Annotated in this window: 13 protein-coding genes; 11 read left to right on the forward strand and 2 right to left on the reverse strand. The window is 59.0% G+C overall.

Annotated elements, in window-relative coordinates; all coding sequences use genetic code 11:
* Both ACZCED_RS23070 and ACZCED_RS23075 read right to left on the reverse strand, forming a co-directional pair.
* Positions 1-287 (reverse strand): sarcosine oxidase subunit delta (locus ACZCED_RS23070; protein ID WP_464861870.1); only part of this gene is annotated, 287 nt, incomplete at its 3' end.
* Positions 188-1,411: an FAD-dependent oxidoreductase gene (locus tag ACZCED_RS23075; protein WP_464861871.1), complete on the reverse strand. Its 1,224-nt coding sequence runs from the start codon at positions 1,409-1,411 to the stop codon at positions 188-190. The genes ACZCED_RS23070 and ACZCED_RS23075, both read right to left, overlap by 100 nt.
* A gap of 252 nt (positions 1,412-1,663) precedes the next feature.
* On the opposite strand from ACZCED_RS23075, the gene ACZCED_RS23080 reads away from it, so the two are divergent.
* The 11 genes from ACZCED_RS23080 to ACZCED_RS23130 form a co-directional block, all read left to right on the forward strand.
* Positions 1,664-2,542, forward strand: a complete 879-nt coding sequence (locus tag ACZCED_RS23080) for a MurR/RpiR family transcriptional regulator (RefSeq protein WP_462971053.1) — start codon at positions 1,664-1,666, stop codon at positions 2,540-2,542.
* Positions 2,543-2,740: 198 nt separating this feature from the next.
* The gene (locus tag ACZCED_RS23085) at positions 2,741-4,264 is read left to right on the forward strand and encodes a sigma-54 interaction domain-containing protein (RefSeq protein ID WP_464861872.1); all 1,524 of its coding nucleotides are present in this window, start codon (positions 2,741-2,743) and stop codon (positions 4,262-4,264) included.
* Positions 4,261-6,003 carry a sigma-54 interaction domain-containing protein gene (locus ACZCED_RS23090; RefSeq protein WP_462971055.1) on the forward strand — a complete coding sequence of 581 codons (1,743 nt, stop codon included), beginning with the start codon at positions 4,261-4,263 and terminating at the stop codon, positions 6,001-6,003. The genes ACZCED_RS23085 and ACZCED_RS23090 overlap by 4 nt, the downstream gene beginning before the upstream one ends.
* Positions 6,004-6,360: 357 nt before the next feature.
* Entirely contained in the window at positions 6,361-6,756 is a 396-nt protein-coding gene (locus tag ACZCED_RS23095; protein WP_462971056.1) for a 4Fe-4S binding protein, read from the forward strand.
* A gap of 23 nt (positions 6,757-6,779) precedes the next feature.
* On the forward strand, positions 6,780-8,372 hold the full coding sequence (locus ACZCED_RS23100) for a glycine betaine uptake BCCT transporter (protein ID WP_462971057.1): 1,593 nt from the start codon (positions 6,780-6,782) through the stop codon (positions 8,370-8,372).
* A 12-nt stretch (positions 8,373-8,384) separates the two neighbouring features.
* Positions 8,385-10,307, forward strand: coding sequence for an aldehyde ferredoxin oxidoreductase family protein (locus tag ACZCED_RS23105; RefSeq protein ID WP_462971058.1), 1,923 nt, complete (start codon positions 8,385-8,387; stop codon positions 10,305-10,307).
* Between the two features lie 21 nt (positions 10,308-10,328).
* Positions 10,329-11,540 carry an NAD(P)/FAD-dependent oxidoreductase gene (locus ACZCED_RS23110; protein WP_462971059.1) on the forward strand — a complete coding sequence of 404 codons (1,212 nt, stop codon included), beginning with the start codon at positions 10,329-10,331 and terminating at the stop codon, positions 11,538-11,540.
* A gap of 226 nt (positions 11,541-11,766) precedes the next feature.
* Positions 11,767-12,660, forward strand: coding sequence for a sugar phosphate isomerase/epimerase family protein (locus ACZCED_RS23115; protein WP_462971060.1), 894 nt, complete (start codon positions 11,767-11,769; stop codon positions 12,658-12,660).
* A gap of 38 nt (positions 12,661-12,698) precedes the next feature.
* A complete protein-coding gene (locus ACZCED_RS23120) occupies positions 12,699-13,799 on the forward strand; it encodes an alcohol dehydrogenase family protein (protein ID WP_464861873.1) in 1,101 nt (366 codons plus the stop codon).
* A gap of 109 nt (positions 13,800-13,908) precedes the next feature.
* Entirely contained in the window at positions 13,909-15,330 is a 1,422-nt protein-coding gene (locus tag ACZCED_RS23125; RefSeq protein ID WP_464861874.1) for a trimethylamine methyltransferase family protein, read from the forward strand.
* Positions 15,331-15,355: 25 nt separating this feature from the next.
* On the forward strand, positions 15,356-15,595 hold a 240-nt coding region (locus ACZCED_RS23130), incomplete at its 3' end, for a B12-binding domain-containing protein (protein ID WP_464861875.1).

Genomic DNA, 15,595 nt, shown 5'->3' on the forward strand with positions numbered 1-15,595 from the left:
TGACACCACCACTCCTTTTGGACACCGGCAATACATTTATTCAGATGCACATACGCACACCATTTTTCGGGTGTCAGGGTGTGCTCATCCGGTCTTGCGCCCTTGTCTTCGCCCCCGTAGCGGAACTCGTATCCATTTCGTCGGCCGCAGTTCGGGCATGTTATGGTCAATGCCATGTATGATCCTCCTAATTCCAGGGTCCATATTCGATTGGCGTCGCAATTTCGCCCATCAACCGATGCTGTTCGTAACGCCCCAGGTGAAACGGCTTCAGGATCGGCTGACATTCCCCATAGGCCAGATAGGCGGCCATGAGCTTGCCGGTGGCCGAGCAGGACTTGAAACCGAAGTAGCCCCAGCCGCAATTCATATAAAACCCCGCCACCGGGTCGTTTCCGTCGATGATGGGCGCCATATCCGAGGTCATGTCGGCCAGTCCGCCCCAGATGCGCATGAATTTGACACCGCGCAGGCAGGGCAGCCAGTCGGACAGGGCCTCGGCCTGATGCTTGATATAATGGGCCGTGTTCTGGGTCGTGTAGTTGGGCCACTGGTCCATGTGGGCGCCGGTGGCGATTTCACCTTTGAGGGTCTGGTTGGCGTAGCAGTGGTAGGCACCGGACGAGACCACGTGATCGAGCAGCGGTTTGAGCGGCTGGGTGACCATGGCCTGAATGGTGAGCACGGCGATGGGCAGCTTGATGCCCAGCATGTGGTAGATCAGGCCGGCACTGTATCCGCCCGCACTGACCAGCACCCGTGGGGTGTGGATGCGTCCGCGGGAGGTCTCAACGCCGGTGACTTTACCGCCTTCGGTGTGGATGGCGGTGGCTTCGGTGTGCTGGTGGATGTGCACGCCGTGCTTGGCGGCCCCTTTGGCCAGGCCCCAGACCACGGCATCATGGCGCACGATGCCGCCGGGGGGATGGAACATGGCTCCGTGGATGGGGAATGTGATGTCTTCGGAGATGTTCAGGGCCGGCACCAGCTCTTTGGCCTGCTTGGCGTCGATGAGGTGGCTCTCCACGCCGTGAAACTGGGCGGTGGCGATGGTCATGCGGGCCGCCTTCATAGCGGCTTCGCTGTGCATCAGGTTGAGGTTGCCGCAGTTGTTGAACATCAGGTTGTAGTCCAGCTCTTTGGTGAGCACCGGCCACAGGTCCAGCGCTTCCTTGTAAAGCGGAACGTTGTACTGCGTGCGCTGGTTGGCCCGCACGATGGCCGTATTGCGGCCGGCACCGCCGAATCCGATGAAGCGTTTTTCAATGATGGCCACATCCGTGATGCCGTGCTCCTTGGCCAGGTAGTAGGCTGTGGCCAGACCGTGAAGGCCGCCGCCGATGATCACCGCATCGTAGTTGGACTTCAGTCTGGTTTTGTTGCCCCACAGGGGCTTGGATTTCCAGAACATACGCTCTCCCTACATGGTTTAAAGATAAAAAGTGCGTGGATGAAGATGAAGCATGAAACGACTAGTTGTCGCGGATGGTATCTGAATGAAATAAAACATGTCAATAATAAAATTTAATATTGAATAAAAAATCTGCAAACAATCTTGACAAAAAAATAGTATGGTAATAAAAACATGTAAAAAAAATAGTTTATACAACCTTTAACTTGATGAAATAAAATTTTCATTTTGGGTTCATTCAAGGGGCTTATCATGAACGATTCCCAGGCACATCCGGTGATCAAAGGCATTGTCAACCAACTGGATACGCTGACTCCCAAGGGGAAGATACTGGGCAGCTACATTATCCAGAACCCGCGCAAAGCGGTGTTCATGACCACGAAAGAGTTGTCCGAGGCCTGCGGGGTCAGCGAGGCCACGGTGGTTCGGTTTGTTGGCCAACTGGGCTACGGCGGCTATGGAGAATTCCTGCAGGCACTGCGGGATTTCGTGGATTCCGGGCTCAGCCTGCCGGACCGGGTTGATCTGCCCGGAATGAAGGGGCCCGGTACCGATCTGCTGCACCGGGTGGTCTTCGAAGAGATGAGCAACCTGCGGCAGTTCTACGAAACCATCGACATGAAGGTGCTGGATCGCATCGTCGAGCAGCTTCAAGCTAGCCCTGCCGTATATATGGTCGGTTCGCGGGTTTCCTACACGTTTGCCTACTACATGGGCTGGTCGCTGACCAAGGTCCGTCGGGGCGTCCATATCCTCAAAGGCAGCGACAGCACGGCCATCGACTGGTTGACCAATGCGCCCGATAACAGCCTGGTGACCATCATCACCACCTCACGCTACCCCAACGAACTGATCAAGCTGGCCAAGGTCGCCCGGCGGCTTCAGCACAACCTGCTGGTGATCACCGACAACACGCTGTGCCCGGTGATCCCCTTTGCCCACCTCTCCCTGGTCGTACCGTCCCGCTCGATTCCCCTGATCGGCTACCCGACAACCATTTCCTGCATCATCAACTACCTGGTGCTGGAACTGGTCAATCGGCAGCACCCGCAGCTTAACGCGCACCAGGAGCGGTTAGAGCAGATGTATCTGGAAAACGATATCCTGTTCAACATGTACGCCCACGAGTGAGGAGAAAGGACTGAAGACAGAGGACGGAAGACTGAAGACTGAGGTCTGAGGACGGAAGTAGGAGCGGCCTCCAGCCGCGATCGGTTTTCTGACTTCTGACCGCCGACTCCGGTTTGCCTGATCGCAAAAAGTGTGGCATGCTTTTCAGCAGCCGGTCTGCCGATACGCCAACTTTGATGGAACTTTACGGCTATTATCATGAAAACGTCTCCACGCCATGTCATCGCCCGGACGCTCGATATCGGCTATGAGGAATTCCTGCCCTTTTTCGACGGTTTCAGCGAGGGACTGCTGATTGTCGACCGAACCGGAACCATCATCTATTATAACCCCACCATGGCCGCCATCGACGAACTGGACCCGGCCGAGGTGCTCGGGAAAAAAGTGGTGGACGTCTACGATCTGTCCGAAGATGGCAGCGTGATCATGCAGTGTCTGCAAAACCAGCAGCCTATCGTCGACCGGTCGCTGCTCTACCGGACGCGGCGGGGAAAAGTGGCCAATACGATCCATACCGTCTTTCCCCTGTTCAAACGGGATCGGCTGGAAGGCGCCATCTGTCTGGTGCGCGAATACAACGTGCTGGAAGAGACCATCTCCTCCATTTCCATACCCCGGCCCAAGCAGGTGCTGCCCAATGAGACCCGCTTTGACTTCGATGCCATCGTGGGCAGCAACATCGATTTTCTGAGGGCGGTCAACACAGCCAAGATGGCCGCCATTACGCCTTCTCCGGTGATGTTGCACGGCGAGACCGGAACCGGAAAGGAGCTTTTTGCCCAGGCCATTCACAACCACAGCGGGCGCAAAAGCGGCCGCTACACGGCAGTGAACTGCGCCGCCATACCCGAAAACCTGCTCGAAGGCCTCCTCTTCGGAACCACCAGCGGTGCGTTTACCGGGGCGCGGAACAAACTGGGGCTTTTCGAGCGCGCCAGCGGCGGCACCCTTTTTCTGGACGAACTCAACTCGATGGCCCCGGGGCTTCAGGCCAAGATTCTGCGGGTCATCCAGGAGCGCAAGGTGCGCCGGCTGGGTTCTCTCAAAGAGTCGGAGATCGACGTCAAAATCATCAGCAGTGTCAACAAGGAACCCCATGTGGCCATTGCTGAAAACAATTTGCGGCCCGACCTGTTCTATCGGCTGGGTGTGGTCTATATCCCCATCCCCCCCCTGCGAGATCGCAAAGAGGACATCGTTTTGCTGGCGCGTCATTTTCTTTCCAAGCACAGCTTGGCGCTCAACCGCAAAGTTTCCGACATCTCCGGTGATGTGCTGGCCCTGTTCAATGATTATGACTGGCCCGGAAACGTCCGTGAATTGGAGCATGTCATCGAAGGCGCCATCAACCTGGTGGTTTCCAGCCGAACCATCGAGCGCCGGCACCTGCAGTCCCATTTGACCACCTGGCGGCGGCTTCGGGGCGAACCGGACGCCATTCAGCCGCCGGTGGCCGGTTCGCCGTCAGATGGATATGCCGGCTACGGACTGGCACGAGCCGGATCGCCTGCCCCGCCTCCCGTTGCCGGTCGGCATCCGCTGGACAGCGGCAAGGGGCTGCTGGACCGCCAGGCCGACCATGAGCGGTCGGTGGTGGTCGCCGCCCTGGCCGCCCACGGCGGCAATATCACCCGGGCGGCAGCCAGCATCGGCATTTCGCGGCAGCTGTTCAACTACAAGATGAAAAAATACCGTATCGACCGGCGGGACTATCTGACATGAGCACGGCCGACCAACACCGCTTGTCCTATTTCGAGGCCATCGTCGAAGCCTTTGACGGTATGGTCTATGTCTGTTCGCCGGACAACCGCATCGAATTCGTCAACCGCCAGGTGATGGATCAGTTGGGCAGGGACCCGGTGGGGGAAGCCTGCCACCAGGCCCTGTACGGAAACGGTGAGATTTGTCCGTGGTGCCCGGAACAGGATGTCTTCCAGGGCAAGACGGTCAGATGGGAGTTCAGGCATCCGACCACCGGGCGATGGTACTACAACATGGCCACGCCCATCGCCAACGCGGACGGTTCGATTTCCAAATTGAGCCTGTGCCTGGATATCACTGAAAAAAAACAGGCCGAGAACGCGCTTCTGGAAAGTCAGCGCCGCCTGAGCACGCTGATGAACAACCTGCCGGGGATCGTCTATCGCTGCCGGGCCGACGAATCATTCGTCATGGAGTTTGCCAGCCAGGGCAGCAAGCGGCTGCTTGGTTTCGAGCCCCATGAACTCATCGGTACGGGACCCAATGCCTATCAGCGGATCGTTCACCCTCAGGACCGCAAAAACATGCTCGACCTGGTGCGTGAAACCGTGGCCATGCGGCGGCCATTCAGCTTCATCTACCGCATCCGGGCGGCCAGCGGCGAGGAGAAATGGGTCTGGGAGCAGGGCGAAGGGGTTTTCGATGACCACGACCGGCTGGTGGCCCTGGAGGGGTTCATCAGCGACGTCACCGCTTATAAGGAGGTGGAGCTGGATCTTCGCAGGGAGAACCTGCGCCTGCGTTCATCCATCAGCGACCGCTACCGCTTCGGCGATATCATCGGCAAGAGCGAACCGATGCAGGCGGTGTATGACCTGATTCTCAAGGCGGCGGCCAGCGACGCCAGCGTGATTATTTTCGGGGAGTCCGGATCGGGCAAGGAACTGGTGGCCCGGGCCATCCACCGGCTGAGCGATCGCCGCGCGGGGGAATTCGTTGCCGTCAACTGCGGCGCCATTCCCAGGGACCTGATGGAGCGGGAATTTTTCGGCCACATGAAGGGCGCGTTTACCGGTGCCAATGCGGACAAGGGCGGGTTCCTGGATTCGGCGGACAGGGGTACCCTGTTTCTCGATGAGATCGGCGAGATCGGCCAGAATATGCAAGTCAAATTGCTGCGGGTGCTCGACGGTGTGGGGTACACCCCCTTGGGAGGCATCAAGCTCAAGCGCAGCGATTTTCGGGTGATCGCCGCCACCAACCGCGATCTGGTCAAACTGGTCAAGGATGGGCGGATGCGCGAGGATTTTTTTTACCGCATCCGCATTCTGCCCATCCAACTGCCGCCGCTGCGAGAGCGCAAGGGAGATATCCCGCTGCTTATCGATCACTTCATGGCGACGCTGGCCAAAGGCGGGCAAGAGCAGCGGCACCTGCCGGTGCGGGTTCGCGAAGCTATGGAAACCTACAGCTGGCCCGGCAATGTCCGCGAGCTGCAAAACGTGCTGCACACCTACATCACCCTGGGGAAACTGGACCTGATGGGACAGATTTCAGACACCGCGGTAGACGAACAGGCAGCCACTGAAGCGCTTTTACCAGCCAGCGGCGGCCTCCGGCAGCGCATGGACGCCCTGGAGAAAAAGATGATTCTCAGCGCCCTTGAAGCGTCGCGATGGCACCGCGGGCGGGCCGCTGAAGCCCTGCAGCTCAACTACAAGACACTCCAGCGAAAAATGAAAGCGCATGGTATAAATTAGTCTTTATTTTGGACAATAATGTCTCAATACGATTAAGTTAAACCATTTCGGCGGATTATATCAAAACCTGCCGTCACGACCGGACAGATCTGTCCGGATCGTTTTGAACCGTCCCGTCTGAAAAAAAGAATGTTTCTCTTTCATTTCAACCGTCTGTAAAAAACCAGTCGATTGGCATAAAGATTGAAATCTTTCATCCGTTAGTGGCAAAGCAAGGGTCCGCTTTTCTTTTTCGCGGCCAGCCGCTATCCGTTCCCGCCTTTCGCAATGTGGCAAGGACCCTATAGAGCCCGCCATCATCAAGGTTGTCGATGGTCGGATTAACCTGTTTCACGCATGTCTGAGGGAGCGTCGTCCATGATGCCGACTGTCATCAATGAAAAATGTTCCGGCTGCGGAACCTGCAAACTGGCCTGTGCCATGGAAAATTTCAGCGCGGTTCAACCCGCCCGGGCGCTTCTGCGGATCGAAGGTCGTTTCCCCGCACCGGGAGACTACCGCATCCATTTCTGCGATCAATGCGGTGAGTGTGCCGACAATTGTCCGGTGGAGGCCATCGTCATGGAGTCCGGGGTCTACCGGGTGGACCCCGATCTTTGCACCGGCTGCATGACCTGCGTGGAAGTTTGCCCCAAAGGGGTCATGGTGGAACAACCGGAGTCCGAGTTCCCGGCCAAATGCATACTGTGCGGCGCCTGTGCGGAGATCTGTCCGCGCAGCGCCATCGTGATGACCGAGGTGGTGAATGCATAATTGACAATCAGAAAGGAAAGGGTATGAACGACAACACCATCGACAAAACCGTATCCATCATTTCGGCCCTTTGCTGCCTGGCCTTCGTCTTCATGACGATGGCCTCGCCGGACCAGGTCAAGGAACTGTTCGATAAAATCTTTAAGTTCTTCATCAGCAATTTCGGCTGGGCCTACATGACCTGCGTGGCCGGTTTCGTGGTATTCTGTCTAGCCGTTGCCTTTTCCCGCTTCGGCAACATCCGCCTGGGCAAAGATGACGAAACACCGGAATTCAGCCTCAAGGCATGGTTTGCCATGCTCTTTGCCGCCGGGATGGGCATCGGACTGGTTTTCTGGGGGGTCGCCGAACCGATCTATCATTTTGCCGGCCCGCCATTCGCCGACCCTAAAACTGCCGAGGCGGCCACCGAAGCCCTGCGCACCACGGTCTTTCACTGGGGGCTTCATCCATGGGCCTGCTATGCCACCGTGGCCCTGGTGCTGGCCTACTTTCAGTTCCGGAAGGGCTACCCCGGCCTGATCAGCGCCACGCTCACCCCCCTGATCGGCGAAAAAGCAGCCCAGGGGACCGCGGGCAAGGTCATCGACTCCCTGGCAGTGGTCACCACGCTGTTCGGCGTGGCTACGTCCCTGGGCCTGGGGGCCCTGCAGGTGACCACCGGCCTGGACCTGCTTTACGGCATCGGCAAGGGAACAGCGGTTTCCATCACCGTCATCGCCGTCGTGACCGCCCTGTACATCACCTCCGCCGTCACCGGGATCAACCGGGGCATCCGTATTCTGAGCAACACCAATATGGTCATGGCCTTCGGCCTGATGCTCATGGTGCTGATCCTCGGCCCGACGCGCTATATTCTAAACTCCCTGATCGAATCCATCGGCAACTACCTGCAGAATATCCTCTGGCTCAGCTTTTTCGTCGATGCCAGCGGCGGTGTGGCCAAGCATACCGGCTACGACTGGTCCGGGGCCTGGACGGTGTTTTACTGGGCCTGGTGGCTAACCTGGGCACCCTTCGTGGGTGTGTTCATTGCACGGATTTCACGCGGCCGGAAAATCCGTGAGTTCGTGCTGGGCGCCTTGTTGGCGCCGACCCTGCTGTGCGCCATCTGGTTCAACATCCTCGGTGGTTCGGCCATTTTCCTGGAGCTCAACGGCGCGCCGGGCATCGCCGACGCGACCTTCAAGGACGTAACCACGGCCATCTTCACGCTTTACAACAACTTTCCCATGAGCGCCTTTCTTTCACTGATCTCCATGGTCATCGTCTGCATCTTTTTCATTACTTCGGCCGATTCGGCCACCTTCGTGGTGGGCATGATGACATCCGGCGGCAGCCTGGAGCCCAAAACCGGTCTGAAGGTCTTCTGGGGGCTGGTGTGCTCGTCCATTGCGGCCATGCTGCTGGTGGCCGGCGGGCTCAAAGCCGTGCAGACGGTCTCGTTCGTGGTCTCCTTTCCTTTCATGATCCTGATGCTCTTCATGGCCTGGTCGTTTATCAAGGCCATCTCGGCCGAGACCGAGGCCGCCCCAAAAACCAAAAAACGCAAATCGACGAGCCGGTCCACGGTAGCCGCTTCTGCTGCCGAGGCGGCCATCGGATCGTCGAACTAAGGAGTCGGATCCATGTACGGATATGCCGGAACCATTCTTCGGATCGACCTGTCCAGCGGAACCATTGAAAAACAGCCGCTGGACGAAAACCTGGCGGAGCGCTTCATCGGTGGTCGCGGGTTTGTGGCCAAGCTGCTGTTCGATGAACTGCCGCGCGGCATCGATCCCTACGATGCCCAAAACCTGTTTATCGCCGCCACCGGCCCCCTGTCCGGCCACCTGGTTCCGGCGAGCGGCAAGACCCACTTCGGCACCAAGTCGCCGGCTACGGGCGGCTATGCGGACAGCAACATGGGCGGCCACTTCGGCCCGGCGTTGAAATACGCCGGGTACGATATGCTGGTGCTCACCGGTTGTGCGCCGGTGCCCAGCTACCTGTTCATCGAAGACGGCCGGGTGGAGATCCGGCCCGCCGATGCCTACTGGGGGCAGGGTGCCCTGATCGCCGAGAAAAATATGAAGACGGATCTGGGCGAAGACTTCCAGGTTCTGACCATCGGGCCGGCAGGAGAACAGCGGGTGCGCTATGCCTGCCTTTCCCACGACTTCGGCCGCCAGGCCGGCCGAAGCGGGGTGGGGGCCGTGCTGGGTTCAAAGCGAATCAAGGCCATCGCCGTCAGGGGTACGGGCAGTCTGCCGGTGTTCGATCTGAAAAAGGCCTTTGCCGCCGGAAAGGCGGCCTACAAGAAGGTCTCCGCCAAGCCCGGCTTTACCGAGTGGACGCCCGAAGGGACCGCCGGCATCACCAACTGGGTCAACGAGGTGGGTGTGTTTCCCACCCGGAATTTTAAGACGTCGTTTTCCGAGCATTACGAGGCGATCAACGGCAAGGCGATTCTGAAAAAACTGAAGATAACCGACAAGGGATGCTACTGCTGTCCGACCCCCTGCGGAAAATACGGCCGCACCCGGACCAAACTGGGCGATGCCTACGTGGAAGGTCCCGAGTACGAAACCATCGCCCTGTTCGGCGGCAACTGCGAACTCAAAACCATCGAAGAGGTGGCCTACGCCAACTACCTGTGCGACGAACTGGGCATCGACACGATATCCGCCGGTGCGGTGATTTCGTGGGCCATCGAGTGCTTTGAAAAGGGGATTCTCAGCCAGCAAGAGATAGGCCGTCCGGTGAAATTCTCGGATCTCGAAACGGTGGATTACCTGCTGGAGAAAATCGTTGCCCGCGAGGGCATCGGCGATCTGCTGGCCGAAGGGGTCAAAATTGCCGCCGAAAAAGTGGGGCAGGGGTCGCACGTCTTTGCCATTCACGTCAAGGGGCTGGAGTGGACCGGGTACGAGTGCCGCAATGCACCCTCCATGATGCTGGCCTACATGACCGCCGATATCGGCGCCCACCACGCCCGCGCCTGGGTGCTGGGTCACGACATGGCCGGGGCATGGACCAACGTGCACGACCTGGTGAGCGGCGGCGGTACGGTGGAGCGGCAGCCACCGGCCCAGATCAAGGCGGACAGCGCGCGCTTCGTCATCGACTCCCAGCACACGCGGCCCCTGTTCGACGCCCTGGGCGTATGCCGGCTCCAGTTGATGGAACTGGGCTTCGAGGTTGAGAATTACGAAACCCTTTTCTACTTTATCACGGGCCAAAAACGCACGTGGAAAGAGATGCTGGGCGTGTCCGAACGCATCTGGAACCTGACGCGCGCCATCTCTGCCAGGGAAATCGAAGGGTTTGGCCGCAGCTGGGACCTCCCGCCCGAGCGCTTTTCCACCGAGCCGATCCCATCCGGTCCCAACCAGGGCTATTTTATTCCCAGGGATAGCCTGGAACAGCTGCTGGACTGGTACTACGCGGCCAGGGGCTGGGATGCCAACGGGCTTCCCACCCGGGCGACCCTGGTTCGGCTGGGGCTCGAAGAGGTGGCCGATGTGTTGCGTGCCGAAGGCGTGCTGCCCAATTCGGTTAGCAGTTAAACCAATCAGGAGAATTTGACCATGAGAAAGATACTGACTCCGGACGCATTCGATCAGGAAACGGCCGACGCCGTGATCATCGGCGGCGGGATCATCGGTGTGGCCACCGCCTTCTGGCTGTCCCGGGCCGGGCTGTCGACTATTCTGGTAGAGATGCGTGACGGACTGTCCACGCTGACCACCACGGCGTCTATCGAATCATTTCGGGCCCAGTTCACCGAACCGGCCATGGCCGCCCTGGCCAAGGAGTCCATCGAGGTGTGGGAGAACTTCGCCCGGACCACCGGCCTGGAGGGATATGAAATAGACCTGCACCATGGCGGTTACCTCTTTTTGACCACCGAGGCGGAGAAAATTGCTGACGTGAAACGCACGGTCGAGGCCTACCACAAGGTCGGCGTGACCGATTCCGAGTACCTCAGTGGTGAAGAAGTGCTCAAACGCTGGCCATGGTTGTCACCCGAGATCAAAGCGGGTGCGTTCCGGGCCAAAGACGGATGGTTTTCCGCCCATGAAGTGACCCAGGGCTTTGCCCGGGCGGCGGACAAGGCACGCTTTTTTGTGCGCACCCGCGCCACCGGCATCGAGACCGACAATCAGGGGGTTTGCGCGGTAACGACCGACCGGGGACGCATCAACACCCGCGTGGTGGTCAATGCCGCCGGGCCGTTTGCCATCAATGTGGGCCGCTGGGTGGGGTTGGATCTGCCCATCTACCAGATGCGCCGGCAGCGCGTTTTTGTGGCACCCCATCCCAAGATCCCCCAGAATGCCCCCCTGATCATGGACGTGGACAACGAGTCTTACTGGCGGCCGGAAACCGGCGGCGCCCTGCTCGGCTGGCACGATCCCGACGAGCAAAAGAGCGAACCGATGGAAGATCCCCAGGGCGACTGGGACTTTCCCGCTTTCACCCTGGAGATGTGCTCGCGCCTCAGTCCGTTCTGGAGCGAGGTGGTCGACGACCTGAAACAGGAGGACCTGTCGGTCTATGCGGGCCAGTATGTGCATGCGCCCGACGACCAGCCCCTGATCGGCCCGGTGAGCGGTGTTCCAGGCTTTTACCTCAACTGCGCCTACTGGCCAGGGGTGATGTTGTCGGCGGCGGCCGGCCGCTGGACGTGCGACCTGATCACCGGCCGGATGAAGCCCGAAGACAACCCCCTGCGACTCAGCCGCTTCGAGGAGGGGCTGACGACGCCGCCGGGGGCGTTCATGCGCGGCCGACACTAGTGCCCATCCAGAAGGGGCAGCTTGCGGCCCAGATCGGCGTTCTCGTGTTTTTGAAATCCTCAACGCAGCGATGGCTACGCCTGCGGTTTTCAAAACCCTGCGACCTTGATCGGGTCCACCATTTACCCCTTCTGGATGGCCCCTGACGCCAATGAATGGTGACTCGCGCCTTTTCAGTACGAATGCCGGTCAATACGGATGCATGGCGAACGAAGGAGAAATCGCGATGGGTAAAAAAATGAAGCTGGGGCTGCACACCTACACCCTGCATCTGTGGGGACTGGGACAGAATTGGGGCATCGTGGCCGATCCACGTCCCAAACAGATGAATCTGATCCAACTGATGGACAAGGCGGTGGAATGGGGCCTGGACGGGCTGCACATCACCGGCTGCGACCTGGAGACCAAGGACGACGAGCGCCTCAGGGAGGTCCGGGAGGCCGCTCGGTCACGCAGCCTCTACCTGGAGTACAATTGTTCGCGGGATGAGGAGTTCGATCCACGCCTTTCCGACGGCGTTGAAGCGGGTATCCGGATCGCAGAAAAACTCGGTGCCGACCTGACCAAGCTCAGCCTGGACATCCGGCGGCCCCGACCGCTCTATGGTAGCTGCTTTCATCCGGAGGTGATGCGACAGCTGTGCGACTGCCACGATGAGGTCGTGGCTGCGCTGCCTCTGTTGGAGCGCACCGGCATAAGGCTGGCCCTGGAAAACCACACCGAAACCTTCGCCGATGAAATCATATGGCTGATCGAAAAGATCAATCACCCGCTCGTTGGTGCCTGCGTCGACACGGTCAATTCCATGGGGGTACTCGAGAATCCCGAGTCCGCCGTGACCAAGCTGGCCCCCTTCGCGTTCTGCAATCATTTTTGCGACCACAAGCTCGACCGTGACCAGTTCGGCATCCGATTCCACGGGGTCGCCCTGGGCGACGGGGACATCGACTGCTTCAAGACCTACCGCACCATCCAGGAGTTGTCGCCCACCGACCGGATCACCTTCGAAATTGAATGGGACATGGGAGACGATTCGCTGGAGGTCGCCCGTGAGAAAGAGATGGACGCCTGCATCCGGAGCATCCGATACGCCCGCGAGGTGCTCAAGATCGGAACCTGATATTACCTATCAGCAGTCAATTGAAGGAGACGGATGGCATGACTTTTGAGTTGCCCGGCACCATGGATGCCGTTCTGCTTAGCGGATACGGTGGATTCGATAAACTCGAATACCGTGACGATGTTCCGGTACCCACGCCAGGCCGTGGTGAGGTTCTCATTCGGGTCGGTGCCGCCGGGATCAACAACACGGACATCAATACGCGCATTGGCTGGTATTCAAAAAGCGTCACCGCCGATACTGGCGAGGGGGGTGCAGACGGGTTTGAAGACGCCGATCCGGCCGACTCCAGCTGGCAGGGGGCCGCAATTGACTTTCCGCGTATTCAGGGGGCCGACTGCTGCGGCCGCATCGTGGCCGCCGGCAGCGCGGTGGACGAAGGCAGGATCGGGCAGCGGGTGATAGTCAGGAACATGCTGCGCAGCTATGTGGACTACCGGCCCTTCGAATGCTGGACGCTGGGGGCTGAATGCGACGGTGCTTTCGCCCAGTATGTCAAGGCTCCATCCAGAGAGACCTATGCCGTCCACTGCGATTGGACCGACGCCGAGTTGGCATCCATTCCCTGCGCCTATTCCACGGCCGAAAATATGCTCCAACGGGCCAAGCTGGTATCCGGAGAGACCGTCCTGATCACCGGTGCTTCCGGCGGGGTTGGTTCGGCTGCCGTACAACTGGCCAAGCGGCGGGGCGCCAAGATCATTGCCGTGGCTAGAAAGTCAAAAGCCGCAGCGGTGCGATCGTTCGGGGCGCAGCAGGTGATCGATCGCAGCGAAAATATGAACGATGCGGTAGGAAAAAACCGAATTGACGTGGTCGTCGATCTAGTTGCCGGTCCACAGTGGCCGCAACTCCTGGAAGTATTGAGAAATGGCGGGCGCTATGCCTGTGCCGGCGCCATCGCGGGCCCTATGGTCCACCTGGACGTTCGCACGCTTTACCTCAAGGACCTCTCCATTTTCGGCTGCACCTTTCAGGAAGACATCGTCTTCGAAAACCTGGTCGGCTACATTGAGAAAGATGAAATTCGACCGCTGGTCGACCGCACCTATCCCTTGAAAGATATTGTGTCGGCACAAAAGGATTTCCTGGCCAAACAATTCGTTGGGAAGCTTGTATTGATTCCGGAAGGGCGATGAGAAAATCTATATGCCATCAGGACGAACTGAAGGAAAAATGAGAGATCGCAAGCACTTTCCCAAGAAGATGCCTTTTGGAGATATTTACAATTAGCAGAGGAGGATCACCATGCAGCGGTTCGAGTATTTCACTGAAGGCGATGTTCAGAAAATTCACGAAGCGACCTTGCGCGTGCTGGAAACGGTGGGCGTTGACTTCGGCTATGAACCGGCCATCGAGGTATTCAGGAAGGCCGGCTGCAAGGTGGACGGCGAAAGGGTCTTTTTCTCTCCGAAGATGGTCATGGAGCAGGTGGCCAAGGCGCCTTCCGAATACACCCTGCAGGCGCGCAACCCTGAGAGAAACGTGGCCATCGGCGGCGACAACATCGCCTACATTCCCTGCTACGGACCTCCCTTTGTCCACGATCTGGATCGGGGGCGCCGCGAATCCACCCTGGAAGATTACACCAACTTCGTCAAACTCGCCTACGCCAGCAAGAGCATCGACATCACCGGCGGCATGATGGCCGAGCCCAATGACATTCCCCATGAACGGCGCAATGCCGAGATGATGCTCGCTTCCATGCGCTATTCAGACAAGCCCTTCATGGGCGGCGCCATCGGCGCCGAGGCAGCCCGGGAGACCATCGAAATGGCCGCCATCCTCTTCGGCTGTCCGGAGGCGGCGCTGGCCGAGAAGATGCCCATGATCAGCATCCTGTGCACCCGCACGCCCCTGGCCTACGACGACCGTATGCTGGGCGCAATCATGGAGTACGCCAAGGCCGGCATGCCCCAGCTGATCTCCTCGCTTTCCATTGCCGGGGCCACCTCCCCGGTGACCATGGAGGGCACCCTGGTGGTTCAAAACGCCGAGGTGCTGGCCGGGATCGTACTGACCCAGCTGATCCGCGAGGGAACGCCGGTGGTCTTTTCCGGGTCATCCTCGGCTGCTGCCATGCGCTACGGCACCTTAAGCATCGGCGCACCGGAGATGGCGGTGAACACGGCGGCCACAGCGCAGATGGCACGATTTTACGGGATTCCCAGCCGCGGCGGCGGAGCCATCACCGACTCCAAGCTCCCCGATGCCCAGGCGGGTATGGAGTCGATGATGAGCCAGCTCATGGCCACCCTCTCCGGCGTCCATTTCGTGCTTCACTCCGCCGGCATCCTCGAAGGCTACATGGCGGCTTCCTACGAAAAATTCGTCATCGATGACGAAATCTGCGGCATGTGCAAACGCATCAAGCGCGGGGAGCGGGCCGATTCTGAAAAGCTGGCCCTGGATGTGATCGCCCAGGTGGGGCCGGGCGGTGAATATTTGACCAACATGCACACCTTCCAGAACTTTCGCAAGGAATTCTACACCCCCATCATGGAGCAGAAGGAAGCTTACGCCGGGTGGAAGGAAAAAGGCGGCGAGTCCATCGAACGGGTGGCCAACCGCAAATGGAAGGAAATTCTCGAGGCCTACCAGGAGCCCGGCATGCCAGATGAGACCCTCGGCGAATTGGAGAAGTATGTCGAAAAGAAATACGGGAAGTAAAAATCATCCAAAGGAGAAAACAATCATGGCAACCCAGGACATTTTCAATGCAGTACTGGCATTCGACGAGGCGACGGTCGTCGCCAGGACCCAGGCGGAGCTGGACGGCGGCACGGACATTTCGGCCATCCTCAACGACGGGTTGATCAGCGCCATGGACGAGGTCGGCGAGCGTTTCAGCGCCGGCGAGCTCTTCGTGCCCGAGATGCTCATGGCCGCCCAGGCCATGAAGGCGGGGTTGAAGATCCTAAAGCCCCACCTTAGC

Source organism: Desulfosarcina sp. (assembly GCF_055467485.1).

Excerpts from the sequence above, each read along its gene's own strand:
- ACZCED_RS23125 (WP_464861874.1), top strand. The coding sequence starts at position 13,909 with ATGCAGCGGTTCGAGTATTTCACTGAAGGCGATGTTCAGAAAATTCAC.
- ACZCED_RS23090 (WP_462971055.1), top strand. The coding sequence starts at position 4,261 with ATGAGCACGGCCGACCAACACCGCTTGTCCTATTTCGAGGCCATCGTC.
- ACZCED_RS23075 (WP_464861871.1), bottom strand. The coding sequence starts at position 1,411 with ATGTTCTGGAAATCCAAGCCCCTGTGGGGCAACAAAACCAGACTGAAG.
- ACZCED_RS23110 (WP_462971059.1), top strand. The coding sequence starts at position 10,329 with ATGAGAAAGATACTGACTCCGGACGCATTCGATCAGGAAACGGCCGAC.
- ACZCED_RS23120 (WP_464861873.1), top strand. The coding sequence starts at position 12,699 with ATGACTTTTGAGTTGCCCGGCACCATGGATGCCGTTCTGCTTAGCGGA.
- ACZCED_RS23105 (WP_462971058.1), top strand. The coding sequence starts at position 8,385 with ATGTACGGATATGCCGGAACCATTCTTCGGATCGACCTGTCCAGCGGA.
- ACZCED_RS23115 (WP_462971060.1), top strand. The coding sequence starts at position 11,767 with ATGGGTAAAAAAATGAAGCTGGGGCTGCACACCTACACCCTGCATCTG.
- ACZCED_RS23080 (WP_462971053.1), top strand. The coding sequence starts at position 1,664 with ATGAACGATTCCCAGGCACATCCGGTGATCAAAGGCATTGTCAACCAA.
- ACZCED_RS23100 (WP_462971057.1), top strand. The coding sequence starts at position 6,780 with ATGAACGACAACACCATCGACAAAACCGTATCCATCATTTCGGCCCTT.
- ACZCED_RS23095 (WP_462971056.1), top strand. The coding sequence starts at position 6,361 with ATGATGCCGACTGTCATCAATGAAAAATGTTCCGGCTGCGGAACCTGC.
- ACZCED_RS23085 (WP_464861872.1), top strand. The coding sequence starts at position 2,741 with ATGAAAACGTCTCCACGCCATGTCATCGCCCGGACGCTCGATATCGGC.